This window comes from Bacillus sp. RE35, assembly GCF_052146655.1.
In the GTDB taxonomy this organism is placed as follows: Bacteria; Bacillota; Bacilli; order Bacillales; family Bacillaceae_G; genus Bacillus_A; species Bacillus_A cereus.
In genome coordinates, this window is record NZ_CP197377.1 from 1665252 (window position 1) to 1687827 (window position 22576).

Consider the following 22576-nt stretch of genomic DNA (forward strand, 5'->3'; position numbering starts at 1 on the left):
GACGATGGAGTGGATTGTGAGGTTACAACCCATATCTCTTATAATTGGAAGTCTATTTGGTTTTATGTTGATGAAACGAAAGATGAAGTATCAAAATGTATCATATGAAAAAATGATGGATGCCGTAACGAATGCTTTTCTTATCATCGTATTTGTATGGAAGTTTGCACCAGCAATTTTAAATCCTGTATGGGCTTTTGGGGCACCAGTGCAAGCAATATTAGCTATTGGAAGTATGCAACATATTGTAGTAGGATGCGTAATTGCGAGTGTATACATTGTTTGGAAAAGTAAAAAGGAGCAATTTTCGCTTCGTATTTTACTTGATGCATTGCCTTTTGGTCTGTGTGTGAGTATTATCTTTTATTTTCTATTCCATCATGAAGTAGGTGCACAAACGACACTACCATGGGGAATGAAAATATATGAATCTAAACTTTTATATCACCCTATTTTCGTATATGAGATCAGCCTTGCTCTTTGTATAATGGGCTTGTTATGGATGAAAAATGAAAGGCTCGGAAATGGAAAGAATATAAGTATTTTTCTAATTGTTGAGGGGTTTGCTCATATTATTATTTCGCTTGTTAGTGAACAAAATTCGGTTCTGTTTGGTCTATCAGCAGAGCAAATAATGAGCTTTTGTATTATTAGTTTAGGGATTTTGTTGGTGCCGAAAAAATAAAAGATAGCCATGTACAGAGAGTATCTGTATGGCTATCTTTTATAAGCATATTTCTTCATCATATGCTAAATCATTATATTGTAGAAATCTAAAAACCCCTTTATTAGGGGTTTTTAGGTTTCTATAGGTCTGCATGTGTTTCTTGTTTATCTGTATCCCATTTTGGAAGTTGTTTTGCTTGTTGACTTTCAGTAAAATTATTAAATCCAAAAGCAAGTATGCATGTAAAGGTTAAAATAGCTAAACTAATCTTTTTCATTATCTTAGTGCCTCCTTAGTTAATAATTTTTGTTTTGCTTCGTAAGTTTTGAAAAAATATTTTTGAGATTTCTCTATTTTATTCACTTTATGAAATTCTACTGCTAATAATTCGTAATATTCTTGTACATAATCGTATAATTCTTTACTGTTAAAATATGTAGTGCCTGCAATGATTGCGTTTTCTAAGTCGTCTAGAATACCAGTGTGTTGTGTTTTTAAGATAGTGAAATGGTGTTTATATTCTTGATTATTTAATTCATTACAAATTTCTAAGCCTTTTTGAACCCAATCGTTTGCAAGTTCTTTTTCATTTAAACTAAAATGTTCTTTGGCTTGTAGAAAATTGGCTTTTAGGTGTTTAGGTAATTTGTTTGTAACTATTGTAAGATGTCTAATAGCAAGGGTTGATAGATTTTGAGAAGAGTAGAGCCAACCTAAGTTATTTCGAACTTTTAAGATTAGTGTATCGTCTTTCAGCTTTTGTAAAATATTGATTGCTGAATTATAGTTCTCTTCGGCTTGTTCGAATTGTTTTAAATAAACAGAACATGAGCCTAAAATGTTTTCGCATAGAGCTATTTTAATTTCATAACGTGGATATTTTGAGAAAATCTCTTTAGCTTGATTTGCATAATTGATTGCTGTAAGTGGTTTGTTTGTATGGTGATTAAATATAGCAAATTTATATTTATATTCAGCTTCTTCTAGTTCGCCTGGTACATGTTTTAAAAGGGATTCAGCTTTTTCGTATTCTTTTTTTGCTTCATCATAATTTCCAATAATGGTAGCATGTTCAGCTTTAAAAAAGTGATAATAATAAGTAATAAAGTCTTCAGTTATTGGATTGTCTAAACGAACAATTTGACTAAAAGTATCATACTTAATGTTTGTCCAATCGGTTAGGACCTTATATTTAAAGTTTAGTAGGGAGTAGTAAAGCGATAGAGTTTGATCAGCTTCAATTTTATTAATCTGTTTCTCTATTTTTTCTTTTAATTGTTTCGCTTCAATTAATTGCTCCGCTACCATTACTTGATATAAAATGTTTAATTCGTTGACAATCTGTTCATGCCCTTTTAATAACACACTCATTATATATTCCCCCATTCGATAAAAGTATCCTAATTTAATTATTTCTATAATAGCAAAATAGAAGAAGTATAAGAGTGATTTTACCATATTTTTCAACAAAATTCTGAAAAATTAATTAATTTTTACATATTTCTTATTTTTATGTGAATATTACAAGTGCCTCTGGTAGTGGTGGGATGAATCTGACTCATGATACGTTAGCATCAATGGGAGGGATAGTTTTACTTGTAAATATGTTTTTAGGAGGATTGTTCGGATTGGGTCCAACTGTTAAGTTTTTAACAAAAATTTCACTTTCTTATTTAATAAAAACAGGATAATCCTCACTTTATAAGAATCATCCTGTTTTTATTGATATATTAAAAAATCGGCGGAGTAACAGAAAATAAGACTATCGCGTTTTTTTCAAAATGATTCACCCATTTATGCTTTAAATAAGCAGGTATTTTTACACTGTCGCCAGTTTCTAATACGTATTCTTCCTCATTTAAATATAATGTGATTTTCCCATCTAAGACAAATGCTAATTCTTCTCCTTTATGTTCTAGCACATTTTCTGATGAAGCTGTATTAGGTGGGACGGTCATAATTGCTGTTGCTAAATTTCCAGTGAAATCAGGTGAAAGCATTTCATATGATAAATTATCAATAATCATTTTCTTTCGTTTATGGGAACGTACAATTAAATCGTCTGTATTTGTATCTTCAAGTAAAAAGCTAAATGTTGGCACATCAAGAGCTTTAGCAAGCACTTTTAATGTTTGGATAGAAGGGTTAGCGGACCCGCGCTCAATTTGACTTAACATTGATGGTGTAATATCGGCCATCTTTGCTAGTTCTTTACTAGTTAAACCTTTTTCTTTTCTTTGTTTTTCAATTTTTTTACCAATATCTATATTTTCCATAATGAAAATCTCCTTAATAATTATTAAATTATATTTAAATAAATTAAATTAAAATTAACTTAATGGGATTATTTGTGTTAAACTATATTAAAATTAATTTAATTATAATTTATTGTATGGTGAGCTACAAGGATATAAGGAGGAAACAAAATGAAAGAAATAGGGGCATTACAAGCAGAATATCCATTAGTGAATAAGCTTATTGCAACAGAAGAAGTATTTTGGATAAATCCAAACATAGAAAAGTATGAAACAGCAATAAAAGATTCACCACTTAATGAAGAGAATGTAAAAGATGCGGAAGAGAGATTAAAGCGTTTTGCACCATATATTGCGAAAGTTTTTCCTGAAACGAAAGGGGCGAACGGCATAATCGAATCACCTTTAGTGAAAATACCTTCTATGAAAGAAGCTTTAGAGAGAAAATATGAGCAACCTATTTTAGGAGAATTATTATTAAAATGTGATAGTCATCTTCCAATATCAGGATCAATTAAAGCTAGGGGCGGTATTTATGAAGTGTTGAAACATGCTGAGCAACTAGCATTGCAGCACGGAATGGTAACAGAAGAAGATAATTATTCCGTTTTAGATAGTGATACATGTAGAGAGTTTTTCTCGAAATATTCAATTGCAGTAGGTTCTACAGGGAATTTAGGACTTAGCATAGGGATTATGAGTGCGAATCTAGGTTTTAATGTAACTGTTCATATGTCAGCAGACGCAAAAGAATGGAAGAAAGATTTATTAAGAAGTAAAGGTGTAAACGTTATTGAATATGAAGATGATTATAGCAAAGCAGTAGAAGAAGGAAGAAGACAAGCGGATGCGGATCCTAGCTGTTATTTTGTAGACGATGAAAACTCGCATGATTTATTTTTAGGATACGCAGTAGCAGCATCACGATTACAAAAGCAATTAGAAGAGTTAGAGGTTGTAGTAGATGAAAATCATCCTTTATTTGTTTATCTTCCGTGCGGAGTAGGAGGAGGACCTGGCGGAGTAGCATTCGGTTTAAAGTTATTGTATAAAGATAATGTTCATTGTTACTTTGCAGAGCCAACACATTCTCCTTGTATGTTACTCGGCTTAATGACAGGCCTTCATGACAAAATTTCCGTTCAAGATATCGGAATTGATAATGTAACAGATGCGGATGGACTTGCGGTAGGAAGGCCATCTGGATTTGTCGGTAAAACGATGGAACCATTTTTGAGTGGGAATTACACAGTAAGCGATGAAGAGTTATATAGATTGTTAAAAGAGCTAGCTGATACGGAGAATATTTATTTAGAGCCTTCTGCACTAGCAGGTATGATAGGGCCAGTGAAAGTATGTAAAGAAGATGAGTATTTACAAAAGCAACAGTTAACAGAGAAGGTGAAAAAAGGTACTCATATTGTGTGGGGAACGGGTGGAAGTATGGTTCCAAACGATATAATGGATGAATATTATAGGAAAGGTTTGGAATTAACGATATAAGAAAAATGAGGCTAGTTGTAGCCTCATTTTTTCATGTACATAAAAATCTTTGTTATTTTCACAATAGTTCTTTATAGTATATATAAAGGATAACTAATATTGAATAAATACAACAAAAAGCTTTATTTTACATAATAAGAGGATGTGTATACGATGTCATTACAGACTAAATATATAGCGGGTATTTCGCTTGGGGTTATGGGTGTCGGCTTTGCGGCTTCTATCCCTTTTCAAGGAACGATAGCTGGAGAGATTATACAAGGGGGATTTGAAGCTGGGTTAGTTGGCGGGCTTGCAGATTGGTTCGCAGTTACAGCATTATTCCGTCACCCGATGGGAATACCAATTCCGCATACAGCTTTGTTACCTAAAAATCGTAAACGAGTAACGAAAGGGCTCATCAATACGTTAGAAAATGAATGGCTGACGAAAGAAAGTATTACGAATAAAGTAAAAGAGATGCAGTTAGCACAAATGGTACTGCAAATTGCTGAGAGAGAAATGCAGTCTGATGCTGTGAAAAAGGGGATTGTAACGATTGCAGAGAAAGCAATTGTTACAATAGATACAGAAAAGTTAGCTGTTATTATTGAAAAAGAATTAAAAACATATTTGCATACAATTAATACAAGTAACATTTTACAAGTGCTTGTTGATCAATTAGTTGTGCAAGAATATGATGAAAAGACACTTGATTACATTTTAGTAAAAGTGAAAGATTGGACAGCGCAAGATGAAGCACGCTACCAGCTCGGTAGTTTAGGTATGAAGGCGATGGAAAATATAAAAGTAGATGGATTCTTACAGTTTACATTGAAATCGTTTATGAATATTGTAGATGAAGATAAAATTGGCGGCATTTTGCAGAAGTTTATTATTAGCAATATTAACAGCTTACAAGATGCAGATAATAGCACGAGACAACTTATATTAGCGAAAATTCGTCAAGAAATTATAAATGTAAAAGAAAATGAAGCGTTACTACAAGAATTAGAAAATTGGAAAGAAAAATGGATTGCCAATTGGAATGCTACTGACAAAATAAAAGAGATGCTAGAGCAAGTACAGCAAAGAGCAGTTGCTTTTGTAAATAATGAAGAATTTGCTGATAAATATGTTATTCCATTTTTACAAAAACAAATGAATAAAATAAAAGAAGATGAACAGACAGTTCAAAAAATAGAAGATTGGTTACAAAAACAAGTTGTAAGTCTTGTTGAGAAGAACCATTCGAAAATTGGTAAGCTTGTACAAGAAAATCTTGATAAGTTAGATGATAAGACGTTAATCGAAATGATTGAAAATAACGTCGGTAAAGATTTACAGTGGATCCGAGTAAACGGGGCGGTTTGCGGATTTATGATTGGATTAGTGTTAGAAGGAATTAAAGCGATTATATGAGAAAAACCTTCCGCAATTGCGGAAGGTTTTTTATTTTTCGAGAACACTCATATTCAAATTATAAGCTTTCTCAATATTTAACTTGTACGTCCCATTTCCAGTTTTAATCGAATTTTTATACCAATGTTCTTGGGTGTTTAATTCTGGATGTTCTTCTGAAGAAGTATTTTCGTTTTTCGTTAAATCTTCTACTTGTTCCCAAGGTGTACTTCCATGTGTTTCTTTTTGATTCGTTACTGCTGTTAAAGATACATCACTTTCTTTTGCAAGATGGACAGACACTCTTGAGCTTTCCTGTACAAACCAATTATTTTGTAATTGACCTGGATAAAGAGATAGTTCGTTATTTGAAGCACGGATTTCCACATTTTTATTTTGCGGAAGAACAAGCGTTGGTTTCACCTGTGGTGCTGAATTAAATAACGTATGCTGAACAGGTAATGATTTTAAAGTGATATACATCGTTTCTCCAGCCGTTTGAACTGAAAGGAAATCATCTCGTTTTAAATTGAGTTTTTCATTTGCTTTCGTTGTCATTTCATAAGTTCCCAAAAGATGAATTTGATTTGTATTATTTCCCTCTATCGTTAGAGGTTGATGGCCTGCATCTACTACGATTTTTTTGATAGATTCAGGTATATCAAATTGTCCGTCTGGAATATTACTCGTTTGCCTCGTTGTGTTAATAGAGTGACGAACTTCTTCTAGTAATCCAGTTGATAATAAACAGTAAAAAGCAATTCCGACGCTTCCTAAAACACCGATAAAGAAAATACTAAAAATATCATATTTAATAAATGATTGTTCCTTCTTAGAAAATAGAAGGTATAGTAAAACTTCAGCTCCAAGTATGATAAGTAAAACTGGCCACCATGCAGTTAGTGTATCTAATACTTGAATTCCTTTTACGACTGAAAATAGTAAAAAGCACCCTAACGATATAATAGAAAGCCCCATTGAGAATGTTCCAACACGCCAAGTCCTCATTCGCTTGTCCCACCTTTGTTTTCTTTATTTCCAAGTAACAATTTAAAGCCGCCGCCAATTAAAAGGAGCGCAACGATAGATGTCTGGAAATAGCGATAATATAGTTCACTAAGATGAATATTAAATATAGTTACAAAATAATCATTCAAAATAGGAAGGACTGTTTGATTTAATAAATAATAACCACCGAGTGTAATTAATCCGATACCGATCCATCTTTGATGATTTATAAAATAATCGATAATGGGTTCGTCTTGTACTCGTTCTTTTCCGTATTTTGCTGTTTGCTGTAACGCATCAAAAAAGCTATAGAACCAAATGATTGGTACTAAAAATAAAAACGCAGAAAGTCTTAATAAGTCGAGTAAATAAATAGATAGTAAAAAGGCTGCCATAAGCTGAAGACCACGGCGTTGTAAACCTAAATACATATGACCTGCTCCAGGGAACATCGCTAAAATAGAAGCAAATGTTTTACTTTTCTTTCCTTGCTCTCGATGTTCTTCAAAATCTTCGAAAATAGTACGGTCAATTAATTGCTCGTCGCGTTCTTTTTTCTGTAGTTGCTGAACAACGTCAAAGAAATTATAAATCCATAAAACAGGTAACGTAATAAGAAAGATAAGGAAACTTCCTTGAGATGTTAATAATGTTACAAATATAATCATGCTGCCTAAGCCAGCGCAAGCGACTAAAAACGTAAGACCGCGTTGCATAAGTCCTAATTGGAAATGGCCAAGTCCAGGGATGATGGATAGGAGAATGATATAAAATCGTTCGCTCTCTTTAGAGGAATTTATCAATTCTCCAGCTTCTTGTTTTTTCGTTTGTTTTATAATGGTGATAACTAAATCTAGTAAGTTAATTACCCATAGAACAGCTAGTAAAAATAGAGAAAGAAAAGCAATATCACGTTCTCTTACTACTATGGTACAAAATACTGCAAAGGAGAATAGAAATAAAGATCCTCCGCTATATAAAATAAACCGTCCTAGCTTTTTTAAGTATAAATGTCCAAGCCCAGGAATTAGCCCTAATACAAGTGCTAAAAAGGGGTTTTTATTCATGCTTTAAACCTCCGTCCTTTTTTGATGTATCTACCGATTTGTTTACAATTTGTTGTGAGATAGAAGACTCGTTATGTTTTGAAGATTTCTCGAAATTTGATGTCGCTGTAAAAATATATTGGAATAAACCACTTACCATAAAAATAATTGTAGCTGCAGTCGCAATTATGTAGTGAATAATTGTGCGTTTTAGTGAGTTTGTTTTTATATTTTCATTAGGTTGTAGCGTTTCAAAATTAATTTGCGTCATAACTTCGTTCGTAAATGAATCATCATTTATCATTGGAAGGTTTTCATGTTGTTCATCAATACTTTCCATATAAAGTGTTAAACAATGATCACATTCGTAAAGATGTTCTTCCATAGATTCACGTTTATTGTTTTCTATAAAATCTAATGTATAATTGCGCCAATCTTCTTTTGAATAATGCATCATAGAAACTCTTCCTCCTTCCAATGTTTTTTAATCCATTTTCGTGCCCGATACAGTTTCATTTCGACTGTTTTTACTTCGATGTTTTCCTGTAAAGCAATTTCTTGATAACTTTTTTCTTCTAAGTAATGTGCGAGAACGACGTCACGGTAATTTTCGGGAAGTTCTCTCAGTTTTTGAGCAATGAGTAATTTCTGCTCTTTCGTCAATAATAAAGCCTCAATATTATGAGAGGACTTTATATTTTCCTCAGCTTCTTTACATAAGGAGAGTTCTTCACTTTCTCTAGCTTTCTTCCTCTTATAATCAATAGCGTGATTGGTGGCAATACGCGCCATCCACGTTTTTAATCCGCGAAATTGATAATTTGGGAGAGAGGTGTGAATTTTTACGAATACTTCTTGTGTAACATCTTTCGCATCTTCTTCATGTCTTAAAATAGAAAAGATAACTTGAAAAATATAATGACGATATGTTTGTACAAGGATACGAAAAGCATGCTCGCTTCCTTGCTGTGCTTTTTCAATTAATTGTTTTTCCTCAATGGGTCGCTCCCTCCTTTTTGACGCATTCTATTATATAGACGTAAAGAATGATAAGTCACCCTACACATATTGTAAAAAAAGAATAATATATTTTTTGCAGGAGAGCTAGATGAAAAAAGGTGTGAAAAAATGGTAAAGAGAAGTATATAATGAGCAAGTAGGAAATGTTACACGGAGAAAGGATGTGAATGTTAGTAGGGGAAGGGCCATACTAACAAACATGAAAATTAAAATATTAATAGCGGATGATAACTCTTTTATTAGAGAGGGCATGAAAATTATTTTAAATACATACGAAGAGTTCGAAGTAGTAGATACTGTAAATGATGGGGAAGAAGCTGTAGCATATTGTAAAAAGCATGAAGTTGATATTGCTCTTTTAGATGTTCGCATGCCAAATATGAACGGGGTAGAGGCGACGAAGTTCATTTGTGAAGAGACGAAAACAAAACCGCTTATTTTAACGACGTTTGATGATGATGAATATATTTTGGATGCAGTAAAAAACGGAGCGAAAGGTTATTTGTTAAAAAATAACGATCCGGAGCGTATTCGTGATGCGATAAAAGGAGTATATAACGGTCAAACTGTTATGCAAGATGTTGTCCTCGATAAAATTAAGTCTAATTTAATGGAAAGTAAAGAGGAAGAATGTAAAATTGATAAGAGCCTTTTCACAGAAAGGGAGCTTAGTATTATCGCATTAATTGCAAAAGGTTTCTCGAATAAAGAAATTTCGAAACAGCTTTTTATATCTGAAGGAACAATTGCAAATTATATTACGTCAGTTTTAGGGAAAACTGGACTTGAACATCGCACACAAATTGCGATTTATTACTTAACAGGGAAAGTAGATTAGTGATATGGAATTTTGGCTAACTGTAAGTAAATTAATTGTCTTTTTATATATTGTGTTTAGTTATATTTACGCAAATGTAGTAAATTTACCTTGGGTTATATTTACTTTACTTATTTACCTCTCTGTAAACGTAATGATTTCTATATTTAAAAAAGATACGTATAAAAAATTATTAATCTGTATGTCAATTGGCATAATTATGTTATTTACATGGAGGGTTCATCCATTTTTTATTTTGTTTTTACCTTTGAACTTATACGAAATTACATTCCATTACATAGAAAAGAATTGGCCACGCTTTGTTGTTATGATGCTCCCAATTACGATTGCAGATGAAAGTATTCGAATGACTTATGGATTAATTGTTGCATTTTCTTTTCTCGTTTTAACTATAGCAGATCGATATATATCGCGTGTAGTAAAGCTTGAATCGCAAAATGATAAGATGCGAAAAGATATGCAACGACTTACGAAAAGCTTACATGAAAATAAAGAGTACATAAGACAATCTGAATACACATTTAAGCTAGAAGAGAGAAATCGGTTATCGCAAGAAATTCATGATAAAATTGGTCACTCGATGACGGGTGCACTTATTCAAATGGAAGCAGCAAAAAGGTTAATGGAAATAGATAAAGAAAAATCTGCGGAGTTATTACAAAATGCAATTCACATTTCAAAAGATGGAATTGAAAGTATTCGCATTACATTAAAAAATATGAAGCCTCCAACTGAGCAAATTGGCATTCATCGTATGAAATTATTCATAGAGGAATTTGCCGGTAAGAATGATGTGAATATTCCTTTTGTATACAAAGGGAACTTAGATATGATTTCTCCCATTCAGTGGAAAATTATCGGTGAGAATGTTACAGAAGCACTAACAAACGCAATGAAATATGCTGATGCGACAGTTATTTCTATAGATATTCATGTACTTAACAAGATGGTTAAGGTGCAAGTGAAGGATAACGGAAAAGGGGTAGCTCTTGTTAAAAAAGGTCTCGGTATTATGGGGATGGAGGAGCGAACGGCGTCTGTAAACGGAAAAATTATTGTAGATGGGACAAGTGGTTTTTCAGTAACGATGTTGTTGCCAATATAAAGAGAATGGTACGAGGATGAACCATCTCATATGAAAAAAGTGAATATTCTCATGTGAAAAGAATGAACTTCTGCACTGAGCAGGTTCATTCTTTTTGTTTATACTAAAAGCAGAGAAACCGAAATAGGGGTGAAAATGATGAATACATTAGAAATTAAAAATTTAACGAAAAAATTTGGTGATTTCATCGCAGTTGATAATATGTCTTTATCTATTAAAGAAGGAGAAATATTTGGCTTTTTAGGATCAAATGGTGCTGGTAAGAGTACAACGATAAATATGATTGCTGGTTTGTTAAGAAGTAATGAAGGTGAGATTAGCATACTAGGAAAAAATGTAAAGAAACATAATCGATTTGCGAAAATGAATATTGGTATTGTTCCGCAAGATATTGCGATTTATGAAGAGTTAACTGCCTATGAAAATGTGAAATTCTTTGCTGGATTGTACGGGTTACGAGGAGCCGAATTAAAAGCTAGGGTAGAGGAAGCTCTTAAATTTGTAGGACTTAGTGATAAACAGAAAAGCTATCCGAAGAACTTTTCTGGTGGGATGAAGCGAAGACTGAATATCGCTTGTGCAATTGCTCATAGACCGAAGTTAATTATTATGGATGAGCCGACAGTTGGAATTGATCCACAGTCAAGAAACTACATTTTGCAGTCAGTACGTAAATTAAATGAAATGGGAAGTACAATTATTTATACGAGTCACTACATGGAAGAGGTAGAAGAGATTTGTACGAAAATAGCGATAGTAGATCACGGTAAAGTAATTGCAGAAGGTACGAAAGAACAGTTAAAAGCAATTATTACTGACACGAAAGATATTTGGATTGAAGTGAAATCGGTAGAGAATTTAGATGTAGAAAAATTAAAAGAGATAAACGGTGTGAAAGCAGTTCAAATTGAAGAAAACGTAATTAAAGTGAATTCTGATGCGGGATTAAATAATTTAAATAAAATCATTCAACACTGTATCAATCATGATATTGAAATTCGTTCATTAGAGGAGCAGGCTCCCAACTTAGAAACAGTATTCCTTACATTGACGGGAAGAAACTTACGAGATAAATAAAAAGTAAATGAAGAAAAGGTAAAGGGAGGTTCATCAATTGAACATCTTCAATATTGCAATTATGCATATTAAAAGAGATTTCAGAGATGTAAGAACTTTAGTTTTTATGTTAGCATTTCCGATTGTGCTTATGCTTGTGTTAGGAACAGCGTTAACCAACGCATTTAATAGTGATAGTCATGCTATTAAAGATATACAAGTGCTATATAAAGATGAAGCGAGTAGCACGTTTTCTCAATCATTTGAAGCATTTACGAAAGAAGTGGATAAATCAGGTATTCATTTTAAAAAAGCTTCCGGCAGTATAGATGGGAAAGAAGAAGTGAAGCAAAATAAATATGCCGCTTATGTAGAGTTAAATAAAGATGGTGCAAAATTTTATGGGAGTGACAAAAGTAGTATTGAGGGAAGTATTGTGGAAGGAATGCTTACAACATTTGTTGATAAGTACAATGTAGCGGTCGAAGTTGCAAAAGTAGATCCTACTAAGGTTAGTACGGTTATTTCAAACGGAAATCATAATGATTATATAAAAGAAACATCTTTACAAGCTGCGAAAAAACCAGGTTCTATGGATTACTATGCGGTTGTAATGACAACGATGATTGCACTATATGCTGCGATGGGAGCGAGTTCTTTAATTCGAGGAGAACGAATACGTAAAACAGGAGATCGTCTCATTGCTGCACCTATAAGTAAAGCTGAAATATTCATTGGAAAAGTACTTGGTAGCCTAGTAGCAAATGCCCTGTGCATATTACTCGTCATGTTATTTAGTAAATTTGTTTTTCAAGCGAATTGGGGCGACCATCTTGGAATCATATTTCTTATTTTATTAACACAAGTCTTTCTAGCAATTAGCTTCGGTTTAGGAATCGGATATATCACGAAAACAGCTGAAGCGTCTAGGGCAATTATTATGGTTGTTGTGCAATTAGCTTCTATTTTTGGAGGTGCATATTTCGTAGTAGAAGAAAATTTCGTTACGAATTTATCGCCATTAACTTGGGCAAATACAGCTGTTATGAAAATTATTTATGCAAATGATGTAGGGGCAGCACTACCAGTCATTTCTTTAAACCTTGGAATTTCAGTACTCTTTTTATTAATTGCAATTATTGCATTACGTAGACGGGAGGGGCTATAGCATGAAGGATATTTTATGGCTCATACAAAAAACGTTATCTGTGCTTTTGAAAAATAAAAAAAGTTTACTCATTATAATTAGCTTGCCGATAATAGGGACGCTCATTTCCTTCTCGATATATGGAAATGCAGGGCAAGGAACGTTAAATATCGGGATTGTAAATAAAGAAAATGAGCCAATAGCGAATGATACGATAAAGTTTTTAGAAGGATTAAATCATGTGAATGTGAGTAAGGTTAAGGAGTCTGAAGTAGAAGATAAACTCACTTCCAAAAAACTTGATGGAGTTATTACATTAGCTTCTGGTTTTTCAAAAAGTGTTCGAGAAGGGAAACCAGAGCATATTGAAATTTCATCGATTAAAGGTGATCAAGTAACAGGATTTATAAAATCATATTTATATAATTATGTTGATAATATAGCAGCTATTAGTAAAGTAGCAGGAACAGATCAAAGTACATTCGACAATATGTACGCAGGGTATCAAAAAAGTTCATTTAAAATGAAAACGGAGACGCTAGAAGATACTTCGAAAAATAAAGATATGACAAATCAAACGATGGGTTACCTTATTATGTTTATGCTGTTTTCAGCAGCGAACTTATCAGGTCATATTTTAAAAGAAAAAGAGAATAGAACGTACTTTAGACTATTATCAACGCCGATAGATGGGAAGAAGTTCATATTATCTAATGTCGGGGTAAATATGATAATACTAACAGTACAAATTTTGATTACAATCCTATTCCTAACGAATGTTTTTCATACGAATATCAATATGCCTTTCATAGTGATGATGGGCGTACTAATGCTATTTGCATTAATCGCAATTGGAATATCATTAGTCCTTGTAGCTTTTTCGAAAAACTCAGCATCGGCAAATGCGATGCAAAACATGGTCATTGTACCAACATGCTTACTAGCGGGTTGTTATTTCCCATATGACATTATGCCAAGTGCAGTACAAAAAGTAGCTAATTTTCTTCCACAGCGCTGGTTGTTAGACACAGTATCGAAACTACAGCAAGGAATTCCATTCTCTGAGTTGTATTTAAACATTTTAATTTTATTCGCTTTCGCGATTGCATTCTTCTTAATTGCGATTTATAAGTTTGGAAGAAATAATGATGCGAGGAATTTTGTTTAATGTGAAAAGGATGTGACGTTAAGTCACATCCTTTTTTGTATGAAGCATGAAATCTAAACTTGAATGACAAAATAGAAAGGTGGAAAGAAAATGATCGGAAGGAAATCAAAATGATTAAAAAAATATTGCGAGTTACTTCTATTGTTATTGCTATTTTCGTTTTTATTTTAATATGGATGCATATCGATGTTACCTTAGGTAGGAAAATGGAAGCTTGGAAAAACATGCCGACAGAGTATGCGCCTCATTATAGTGACTTTCAATTATATGTAGAAGGGAAGTCTTTTTATAAACAATTATTTACTGATATAAGAGAAGCGAAAAGCTCCATTTACACGTATTTCTTCATTTTGTCGGATGATAAAAGTAGCCATACTTTTTTAAACTTATTAAAAGAGAAGGCAAAAGAAGGAGTAAACGTCTATTTATCCGTTGATCGCATTAATGATTTATCATTTGAAAGAAAGATGAAAAATGAATTGCAGGAAAATGGTGTGCATTTTACATATAGTAGAAAACCTGAATTACCATTCGGCTTTTATTCTCTTCATCATCGTAATCATCGCCGTATTACGACGATTGATGGGGAGATTGGCTATACAGGCGGATTTAATATAGGAGATGAGTACTTAGGGAAAGATAAGCGATTTGGATATTGGCGTGATTATCATGTACGACTTAAAGGAGAAGGAGCAAAAGATTTAGAACAGCAATTCGCTTTAGACTGGAAACGAGATACGAAAGAAGAGATAAAGAGAAGTACGAATAAAGCTAGTAAAGGGAATACATTACATACTATGACTAGTTACAATGGGCATTACGTTGCTGAAAAATATATAGAGCTCATAAAACAAGCTCAGCACTCCATTGTAATTGCAACACCGTATTTTATAGCGAAAAATAAAGAATCTATGAATGCTTTAATCGCGGCGCAAAAGCGTGGTGTTACAGTAAAAATACTTTGGTCATATAAACCGGATCTACCTCTTATAAAAGAAGCGGCGTATCCATACATACGTCAAGCTGTTAATAATGGGATTACTGTATATGGTTATAAAAAAGGAATGTTCCATGGTAAATTAATGCTTATTGATAATGAATTAACCGTTATTGGTACAACAAACTTTACTTCGCGTAGCTTCAATATAAATGATGAAATGAATTTTTATATTTATGGTGGTCCTATTGTAGGACAAGTTAATAAGGCGTTAACAGAGGATTTTCATGATTCGAAAGAAATGACGAAAGAGTTTTTTGAAAAGTTATCTTTTTGGGAGCGTTGTAAGGAGAAAGTGGCGGGATTGGTTGACTTCTATTTGTGATGATGAATTAGGAAAGGGTGCCTACAAAAGGCACCCTTTTTTGGTGGGAAATCATTATTTTTCATGCACCAGCATCGTAACATCATCATTAATCAACGTCCCCACATGTTCGCCTAAACATATTTTCTTCATGACACCAGGCTCATCAAAGTTAAAGACGTGTGCTGGTAAATTGTAGTCCCGGGCAAGCAGTAATGCCGCTTGATCCATGACTTGTATATTTTGTCTAACGACATCATTATAGTTTAGTTTGCTGTACATTTTTGCTGATTTATTATGCTTTGGATCACTTGTAAAGACGCCATCGACCCCTTGTTTTGCGACTAATATGGCATCACTATTCATCTCGATGGCTCTTTGTACACTTGGATAATCTGTCGTCACGAACGGTTGGCCGTTTCCGCCTCCAAAGATAACGATATAACCGTTATCTAAATGGTGGACTGCACGCAAGCGAATGTATGGTTCAGCTACTGCATTAAATGGAATGGAAGTCATAACGCGTACTTCTCTATTTGTTTTACTTGTTAAAACACCGCGAAGCATTAAGCTGTTAATGATTGTACCTAACGTACCGATATTATCAGCTTCTACTCGATCGATTCCCCATTCTTCAGCTAGATGCCCCCTAAAAATGTTACCGCCACCGATGACGATGGATACTTCTATACCTAAATCAACAATGGATAAAATTTCGTTTGCGATATGTTCTAATCGTTTGGAGTTAAAGCTATTTCCAGTTTGATCGGCAAGTGCACCGCCGCTTAATTTAATTAAAACACGTTTATATGGTCTCATAACAATTCCCCCTATATAGATCGCAATAAAAAAGGAACAAAGGCGAATGCCTTTGTTCCTTTTTAAGAAAATGAAAAAGAAAAGAAGAAGATAGAACGAATTGCTTTGTATAGTTTTTCATAACATCCACTCCTTTTCATTTTGATTTGTTGTAAGTATATATCTTTTTGATTATACGCAATAATCTGATTGCTTATCAAGTTTATTTTATCGTTTTTTAACAAAATGGTGTCAATGAAAAAAAGAAGAAAAATATTTGAATTTTTTGTGACGAACTTGTAGGTTTTTGTATGATTTTGTAGGTTCGCTTATAAGATGTGTGAGTAGCTTTTATAAATTCAAATTGAAAGCGTTCGCATGAAGGGGATGAACATAAATGAAAAAATTCGGATTGGCAACACAAATTTTTGTCGCGCTTGTTTTAGGGATTGTAGTAGGGGCAGTCTTTTATGGCAATAAAACGGCGATTTCTTATATCACACCAATTGGGGATATATTTATTCACTTAATTAAGATGATTGTAGTACCAATTGTTATTTCAGCATTAATTGTTGCAGTAGCTGGTGTAGGAGATATGAAAAAGCTTGGGAAACTAGGCGGTAAGACAATTCTTTATTTCGAAATTATTACGACGATTGCTATTTTAATGGGATTACTTGCAGCGAATATATTCCAACCAGGTACTGGCGTTGATATGAGTAATTTACAGCAAAGTGATATTTCTTCTTATAAACAGACTGCAGATGCAACAGAGAAGAAAGGTTTTGCTGAGACAATTGTTCACATTGTACCGAAAAACGTATTTGAATCGATTGCACAAGGTGACCTATTACCGATTATATTCTTCTCAGTATTGTTCGGCTTAGGAGTTGCGGCAATTGGGGAAAAAGGAAAGCCTGTTTTTAACTTTTTTGAAGGCGTACTCGAAGCCATGTTTTGGGTTACAAATCAAGTTATGAAATTTGCACCATTTGGTGTATTCGCATTAATTGCCGTTACGGTTGCAAAATTTGGTGTAGCGACATTACTTCCGCTAGGAAAACTAGTGCTAGCTGTATACGTAACTGTTATACTATTCGTTGTGATTGTATTAGGTATTAATGCACGAATGGTTGGAGTAAACATTTTTACATTAATGAAAATTTTAAAAGAAGAATTGATTCTTTCGTTTACGACAGCAAGTTCAGAAGCTGTTTTACCTAATATAATGAGAAAAATGGAAGAGTTCGGTTGTCCAAAGGCAGTTGCCTCTTTCGTAATTCCGACAGGTTATACATTTAACTTGACTGGATCGGCTATTTATCAAGCGTTAGCGGCATTGTTTGTTGCACAAATGTACGGTGTGCACATGTCACTAACGGAGCAAATAACGTTATTATTCGTTCTCATGTTAACATCCAAAGGTATGGCGGGAGTTCCAGGTGCATCGTTCGTTGTTGTATTAGCAACGTTAGGTTCAATGGGGCTACCACTAGAAGGTATCGCGTTAATTGCGGGAATTGACCGCATTTTAGATATGATTCGCTCATCTGTCAATGTATTAGGAAATGCATTAGCGGCCATTGTTATGTCGAAGTGGGAAGGCGAATTCGATAATGAGAAAGCAAAACAATATGTAGAAACAGTCAAAGAAACAAAAGCAGCATAAGAAATCGTTAAGGAGTGAATAATCATGGCAACATTAACTGAAGTTAAAAATGGTGTTCGAATTGAAAAAGATTTTTTAGGTGAAAAAGAAGTACCAAACTATGCATACTATGGCGTACAAACAATGCGTGCAGTTGAAAATTTCCCAATTACAGGATACAAAATCCATGAAGGTTTAATTAGAGCGTTCGCAATTGTAAAAAAAGCAGCAGCGCTTGCGAATACAGATGTAGGAAGATTGGAATTGAACAAGGGCGGTGCGATCGCAGAGGCTGCTCAAGAAATTCTTGATGGAAAATGGCATGATCATTTCATCGTAGATCCAATCCAAGGCGGAGCGGGTACTTCAATGAACATGAATGCAAATGAAGTCATTGCCAATCGTGCTCTTGAATTATTAGGGATGGAAAAGGGAGACTATCATTATATTAGTCCAAATAGTCATGTAAACATGGCGCAATCAACAAACGATGCATTCCCAACGGCGATTCATATCGCTACATTAAACGCATTAGAAGGCTTATTACAAACGATGGGTTATATGCATGATGTATTTGAAATAAAAGCAGAACAGTTTGACCATGTTATTAAAATGGGTCGTACACATTTACAAGACGCTGTGCCAATTCGCCTTGGACAAGAATTTAAAGCGTACTCTCGTGTACTTGAACGTGATATGAAACGAATTCAGCAATCACGTCAACACTTATATGAAGTGAACATGGGAGCAACTGCAGTTGGTACAGGCTTAAATGCAGATCCAGAATATATTGAAGCGGTTGTAAAACATTTAGCTGCAATTAGTGAACTGCCACTTGTTGGTGCAGAAGACTTAGTAGATGCAACGCAAAATACGGATGCATACACAGAAGTATCAGCAGCACTTAAAGTATGTATGATGAATATGTCTAAAATTGCGAATGACCTTCGCTTAATGGCATCAGGTCCACGTGTTGGTTTAGCGGAAATTATGTTACCAGCTCGTCAGCCAGGTTCATCTATTATGCCAGGGAAAGTAAACCCTGTTATGCCAGAAGTTATTAACCAAATTGCGTTCCAAGTAATTGGTAATGACCATACAATTTGCCTTGCTTCAGAAGCAGGACAATTAGAATTAAACGTTATGGAACCAGTACTTGTTTTCAACTTACTTCAATCAATTAGCATTATGAATAACGGTTTCCGTGCCTTTACAGATAATTGCTTAAAAGGAATTGAAGCGAATGAAGATCGCTTAAAAGAGTATGTTGAGAAGAGTGTAGGAATTATTACAGCCGTGAACCCTCATATCGGTTATGAAGCTGCAGCTCGCGTTGCGAAAGAAGCAATCGCGACAGGGCAATCCGTTCGAGAACTTTGTGTGAAAAATGGTGTACTGTCACAAGAAGACTTAGAGTTAATTCTAGATCCATTCGAAATGACGCACCCAGGGATTGCAGGAGCAACTCTTTTAAAGAAAAATTAAAAGAAGAGGGGGGACAAGCCCCTCTTTTTTGTTTACAATATAGAAATGCTATATATGAATAGAGGTAGGGATGTTATGAGCAAGTTTACAGTAGCTTCTAATGGTGCATTAGAAACAACATTAAGAGGAGCAGAAGTATTATCAACACCACTTTTAAATAAAGGGGTAGCTTTCACACAAAATGAAAGAGAAGAGTTAGGTTTAAAAGGGTTATTACCGCCAGCGGTTTTAACGTTAGAAGAACAGGCACGCCGAGCATACGAACAATTTAGTTCTCAGCCGGATGATTTATTAAAGAATGTATACTTAACTGCGTTACATGATCGAAATGAAGTATTATTTTATCGTATATTAACAGATCATTTACGTGAAATGTTACCGATTGTATATACACCAACTGTCGGTGTAGCAATTCAAAGATATAGTCATGAATATCGTAAACCACGTGGTGTTTATTTATCGATTAACGATCCATCAGGTATTGAAGAAGCATTCACCAATATTGGTGCAACAGCTGAGAACATTGATTTAGTCGTTGTAACAGATGGAGAAGGCATATTAGGAATTGGTGACTGGGGCGTTGGTGGTATTAACATTGCAATCGGAAAATTAGCTGTTTATACGGCCGCAGTTGGAATCGATCCTAGCCGCGTATTACCGGTAATTTTAGATGTAGGTACAAACCGTGAGGAACTATTAAACAATCCATTTTATATTGGAAATCGTCACCCTCGTATAACAGGTGAAGCTTACGATGAATTTATTGATACGTTTGTACAAGCGGTAAATAAACAATTCCCGAAAGCACTTTTACATTGGGAAGACTTTAGCTCTCGTAACGCACGAAAAATTTTAGATAAATACCGTCATGACGTTTGTACGTTTAATGATGATATTCAAGGTACAGGTGCAGTTTCACTTGCGGCAGTATTATCGGCAGTGAAAGCTTCTGGTGTACCGCTAAGTGAACACCGCGTTGTTGTATTTGGTGCTGGTACGGCTGGAATCGGTATCGCAGATCAAGTTAGAGATGCGATGGTCCGCGTAGGCGTATCTGAAGAAGAATCATATAAGCGTTTCTGGTGTATTGATCGTAACGGGTTAGTTACAGATAATATGGAAGATCTTCTTGATTTCCAAATTCCGTACGCAAGAAAAGAAGCAGAAGTAAGTGAGTGGAAGCAAAATGATGTGATCGGACTTGCTGAAGTTGTGAAACATGTAAAACCGACAATTTTAATTGGTACATCAACTGTTGCAGGTGCATTTAAAGAAGAGATTATTAAAGAAATGGCTTCTCACATAGAAAGACCAATCATTTTACCAATGTCGAATCCGACGCCACTTGCTGAAGCAAAACCAGCAGATTTAATCGAGTGGACAGAAGGAAGAGCGTTAGTTGCAACAGGAAGTCCATTTGAACCAGTTACATATAACGGTGTAACGTATGTGATTGGACAATCAAATAATGCACTTATTTTCCCAGGGCTTGGTCTTGGAACAATTGTAGTACGAGCAAGCGTCATGACGGATGGAATGTTCGCAGCGGCTGCTGAAGCAGTTGCAAGTATGGTAGATACAAGTCAGCCAGGAGCACCTATTTTACCAGAGGTCGAAGAATTACGTAATATCTCAGAAATGGTTGCAATTGAAGTAGCGAAAGTTGCAGTTGCAGAAGGTGTTGCAAGAGTGAACTTAAGTGATAACGATATCAAGATGGCAGTGCAAGAAGCAATGTGGAAGCCAGAGTATCGCCAAATAAAAGCGGTAGAAAAGGTTAGAATATAGAAAAAAAGCCCGTTTATAACAATAAGCGGGCTTTCACTTTTACTACTGAAAAAAAGTATAGGAAGTGTCACCTTTGAATTGGAATCAATTATGGAAGAAAGATATGTCCCTTTTAATTATATTAATGGTCGTTGTTCCGATTGCTGGGGAGCTGAACTTTCATCCCTTTAATGATACGTTTCGAGTTAGCTTCGGTACACCGCTATTCTTCTTTTTATTATTATTTTTAAGAAGAGTACCAGCAGGAGTTGCAGGTATTCTTGTTGGTATATCTGTAGTCTTATTCCGAGTATGTCTTGACTGGATCATGCAAGGTTCATTTCATATGACAGAATCATTTTATTTGCGTTATCCTGTGTTCTTCTATTATTTTATTTATGGCAGTTTTTTTTCGCTTTGTAGGGTAAATAAGTTCCATCAGAAACCAATCATTATTGGATGCCTTGGAATTTCAATTGAAATTGTTGCAAGTATGTCAGAACTTGCGTTTTATCACATGTTAGTACTAGGTACAACAATAACGATTTCTGAAGTGAATAAACTTATTATTATTGCTATTTTTCGTAGTTTCTTTGCACTTGGTTTTTTAAATATGATGAATTTATATGAAACGAAATTAAAAGAATCGCAAGTTCGAAAAGAAAATGAAAATATGTTAATGCATCTTTCTAATTTATATGTGGAATCTGTTCATTTGAAAAAGACGTTACAAAATGCGGAGTTAATTACACAAGAAGCATATCAACTATATCGAAATTTACAAGTAAGCGCTGATTCAAGTAGTAAAACAGCATTGAAAATAGCGGGGGAAGTGCATGAAATAAAAAAGGATAATCAAAGGATATTTGCAGGATTATCTAAACTGTTATTAGATAAAAATGTGGCTGAATATGTAGAAGGACATGAGTTAGCAGAGATGATTGTTAGAATAAACGAGAAGTATGCTGAAATGCTAGAAAAGGATATACGTTTTTCTAAACATATAGAAGGTGAGCATGCTGCATACCACGTGTATACAGTGCTATCAATTTTTAATAACTTAGTTGCAAATGCAGTTGAAGCAATTGAAGATAAAGGTTTCGTTATTATTAAGCTATATAAAAGAAATCAGCATATATTTTTTGAAGTAATTGACGATGGACCTGGTATTACACAAAAGTATAAGAAATTAGTATTTAAGCCAGGATTTACTTCCAAGTATGATCAAACGGGAACACCGTCAACTGGTATTGGGCTTTCTTACATAAATGAAATGGTAACAGAGCTAGGCGGAGAAGTGAAATTAGAAGACCGAGAAAATAAAAGAGGATGTAAGTTTATCGTTTGTTTACCAGAGGATAGTTTAAAGCAGGAAGGGGAATAG

At 34.3% G+C, this 22576-nt stretch carries 22 protein-coding genes; 14 read left to right on the forward strand and 8 right to left on the reverse strand.

Annotated features, from left to right (window positions below; all coding sequences use genetic code 11):
* Positions 1–4: 4 nt before the first annotated feature.
* Positions 5–685, forward strand: a complete 681-nt coding sequence (locus tag ACTL4X_RS08785) for a prolipoprotein diacylglyceryl transferase family protein (RefSeq protein WP_086692837.1) — start codon at positions 5–7, stop codon at positions 683–685.
* Positions 686–806: 121 nt separating this feature from the next.
* On the opposite strand, the gene ACTL4X_RS08790 is transcribed toward ACTL4X_RS08785, so the two are convergent.
* A complete protein-coding gene (locus ACTL4X_RS08790; RefSeq protein WP_000724012.1) occupies positions 807–944 on the reverse strand; it encodes a hypothetical protein in 138 nt (45 codons plus the stop codon).
* Positions 944–2038, reverse strand: a complete 1095-nt coding sequence (locus ACTL4X_RS08795) for a response regulator aspartate phosphatase (RefSeq protein WP_000114849.1) — start codon at positions 2036–2038, stop codon at positions 944–946. The genes ACTL4X_RS08790 and ACTL4X_RS08795 overlap by 1 nt, the downstream gene beginning before the upstream one ends.
* Positions 2039–2181: 143 nt before the next feature.
* Between ACTL4X_RS08795 and ACTL4X_RS08800 the strand changes: the two genes are divergently transcribed.
* On the forward strand, positions 2182–2358 hold the full coding sequence (locus ACTL4X_RS08800; protein WP_002025592.1) for a hypothetical protein: 177 nt from the start codon (positions 2182–2184) through the stop codon (positions 2356–2358).
* Positions 2359–2397: 39 nt separating this feature from the next.
* Here ACTL4X_RS08800 and ACTL4X_RS08805 read toward each other — a convergent pair whose 3' ends face one another.
* Positions 2398–2943 (reverse strand): helix-turn-helix domain-containing protein, encoded by a 546-nt coding sequence (locus ACTL4X_RS08805; protein WP_000427637.1) that lies wholly within the window; start codon positions 2941–2943, stop codon positions 2398–2400.
* A 150-nt stretch (positions 2944–3093) separates the two neighbouring features.
* Here ACTL4X_RS08805 and ACTL4X_RS08810 point away from each other — a divergent pair, with 150 nt between their 5' ends.
* Together ACTL4X_RS08810 and ACTL4X_RS08815 are read left to right on the forward strand one after the other, a co-directional pair.
* Entirely contained in the window at positions 3094–4425 is a 1332-nt protein-coding gene (locus tag ACTL4X_RS08810; protein WP_086692835.1) for a D-serine ammonia-lyase, read from the forward strand.
* 153 nt (positions 4426–4578) lie between these two features.
* Positions 4579–5826: a DUF445 domain-containing protein gene (locus ACTL4X_RS08815; RefSeq protein ID WP_000058300.1), complete on the forward strand. Its 1248-nt coding sequence runs from the start codon at positions 4579–4581 to the stop codon at positions 5824–5826.
* A gap of 30 nt (positions 5827–5856) precedes the next feature.
* Here ACTL4X_RS08815 and exsE read toward each other — a convergent pair whose 3' ends face one another.
* The 4 genes from exsE to ACTL4X_RS08835 are packed head-to-tail and all read right to left on the reverse strand — an operon-like array spanning position 5857 to position 8858.
* Positions 5857–6813: an exosporium protein ExsE gene (gene exsE, locus ACTL4X_RS08820; RefSeq protein ID WP_001261429.1), complete on the reverse strand. Its 957-nt coding sequence runs from the start codon at positions 6811–6813 to the stop codon at positions 5857–5859.
* Positions 6810–7880, reverse strand: a complete 1071-nt coding sequence (locus tag ACTL4X_RS08825) for a hypothetical protein (protein ID WP_001039115.1) — start codon at positions 7878–7880, stop codon at positions 6810–6812. Before ACTL4X_RS08825 ends, exsE begins: the two co-directional genes overlap by 4 nt.
* Positions 7873–8316, reverse strand: coding sequence for a hypothetical protein (locus ACTL4X_RS08830; RefSeq protein WP_000972341.1), 444 nt, complete (start codon positions 8314–8316; stop codon positions 7873–7875). Before ACTL4X_RS08830 ends, ACTL4X_RS08825 begins: the two co-directional genes overlap by 8 nt.
* On the reverse strand, positions 8313–8858 hold the full coding sequence (locus tag ACTL4X_RS08835) for an RNA polymerase sigma factor (protein ID WP_256737415.1): 546 nt from the start codon (positions 8856–8858) through the stop codon (positions 8313–8315). Before ACTL4X_RS08835 ends, ACTL4X_RS08830 begins: the two co-directional genes overlap by 4 nt.
* A gap of 220 nt (positions 8859–9078) precedes the next feature.
* Between ACTL4X_RS08835 and ACTL4X_RS08840 the strand changes: the two genes are divergently transcribed.
* The 6 genes from ACTL4X_RS08840 (at position 9079) to ACTL4X_RS08865 (ending at position 15515) form a co-directional block, all read left to right on the forward strand.
* Entirely contained in the window at positions 9079–9717 is a 639-nt protein-coding gene (locus tag ACTL4X_RS08840) for a response regulator transcription factor (protein WP_000694093.1), read from the forward strand.
* Between the two features lie 4 nt (positions 9718–9721).
* Positions 9722–10822, forward strand: a complete 1101-nt coding sequence (locus tag ACTL4X_RS08845; protein WP_000397690.1) for a sensor histidine kinase — start codon at positions 9722–9724, stop codon at positions 10820–10822.
* A gap of 138 nt (positions 10823–10960) precedes the next feature.
* Positions 10961–11899: an ABC transporter ATP-binding protein gene (locus ACTL4X_RS08850; protein ID WP_017657419.1), complete on the forward strand. Its 939-nt coding sequence runs from the start codon at positions 10961–10963 to the stop codon at positions 11897–11899.
* Positions 11900–11936: 37 nt separating this feature from the next.
* Positions 11937–13046 carry an ABC transporter permease gene (locus ACTL4X_RS08855; RefSeq protein ID WP_086692833.1) on the forward strand — a complete coding sequence of 370 codons (1110 nt, stop codon included), beginning with the start codon at positions 11937–11939 and terminating at the stop codon, positions 13044–13046.
* Position 13047: 1 nt separating this feature from the next.
* A complete protein-coding gene (locus ACTL4X_RS08860; RefSeq protein ID WP_048538205.1) occupies positions 13048–14193 on the forward strand; it encodes an ABC transporter permease in 1146 nt (381 codons plus the stop codon).
* A 110-nt stretch (positions 14194–14303) separates the two neighbouring features.
* Entirely contained in the window at positions 14304–15515 is a 1212-nt protein-coding gene (locus tag ACTL4X_RS08865; protein ID WP_137396511.1) for a phospholipase D-like domain-containing protein, read from the forward strand.
* A gap of 54 nt (positions 15516–15569) precedes the next feature.
* Here the strand turns inward: ACTL4X_RS08865 and pyrH are convergent, their stop codons facing one another.
* The gene (gene pyrH, locus ACTL4X_RS08870; RefSeq protein ID WP_001248059.1) at positions 15570–16313 is read right to left on the reverse strand and encodes a UMP kinase; all 744 of its coding nucleotides are present in this window, start codon (positions 16311–16313) and stop codon (positions 15570–15572) included.
* A gap of 376 nt (positions 16314–16689) precedes the next feature.
* Here pyrH and ACTL4X_RS08875 point away from each other — a divergent pair, with 376 nt between their 5' ends.
* The 4 genes from ACTL4X_RS08875 (at position 16690) to ACTL4X_RS08890 (ending at position 22576) form a co-directional block, all read left to right on the forward strand.
* A complete protein-coding gene (locus tag ACTL4X_RS08875; RefSeq protein ID WP_000713293.1) occupies positions 16690–17961 on the forward strand; it encodes a cation:dicarboxylate symporter family transporter in 1272 nt (423 codons plus the stop codon).
* Positions 17962–17985: 24 nt separating this feature from the next.
* Entirely contained in the window at positions 17986–19425 is a 1440-nt protein-coding gene (gene aspA, locus ACTL4X_RS08880; protein ID WP_048538206.1) for an aspartate ammonia-lyase, read from the forward strand.
* Between the two features lie 75 nt (positions 19426–19500).
* The gene (malS, locus tag ACTL4X_RS08885; protein WP_002197621.1) at positions 19501–21213 is read left to right on the forward strand and encodes an oxaloacetate-decarboxylating malate dehydrogenase; all 1713 of its coding nucleotides are present in this window, start codon (positions 19501–19503) and stop codon (positions 21211–21213) included.
* A gap of 64 nt (positions 21214–21277) precedes the next feature.
* The gene (locus ACTL4X_RS08890) at positions 21278–22576 is read left to right on the forward strand and encodes a sensor histidine kinase (protein ID WP_002023846.1); all 1299 of its coding nucleotides are present in this window, start codon (positions 21278–21280) and stop codon (positions 22574–22576) included.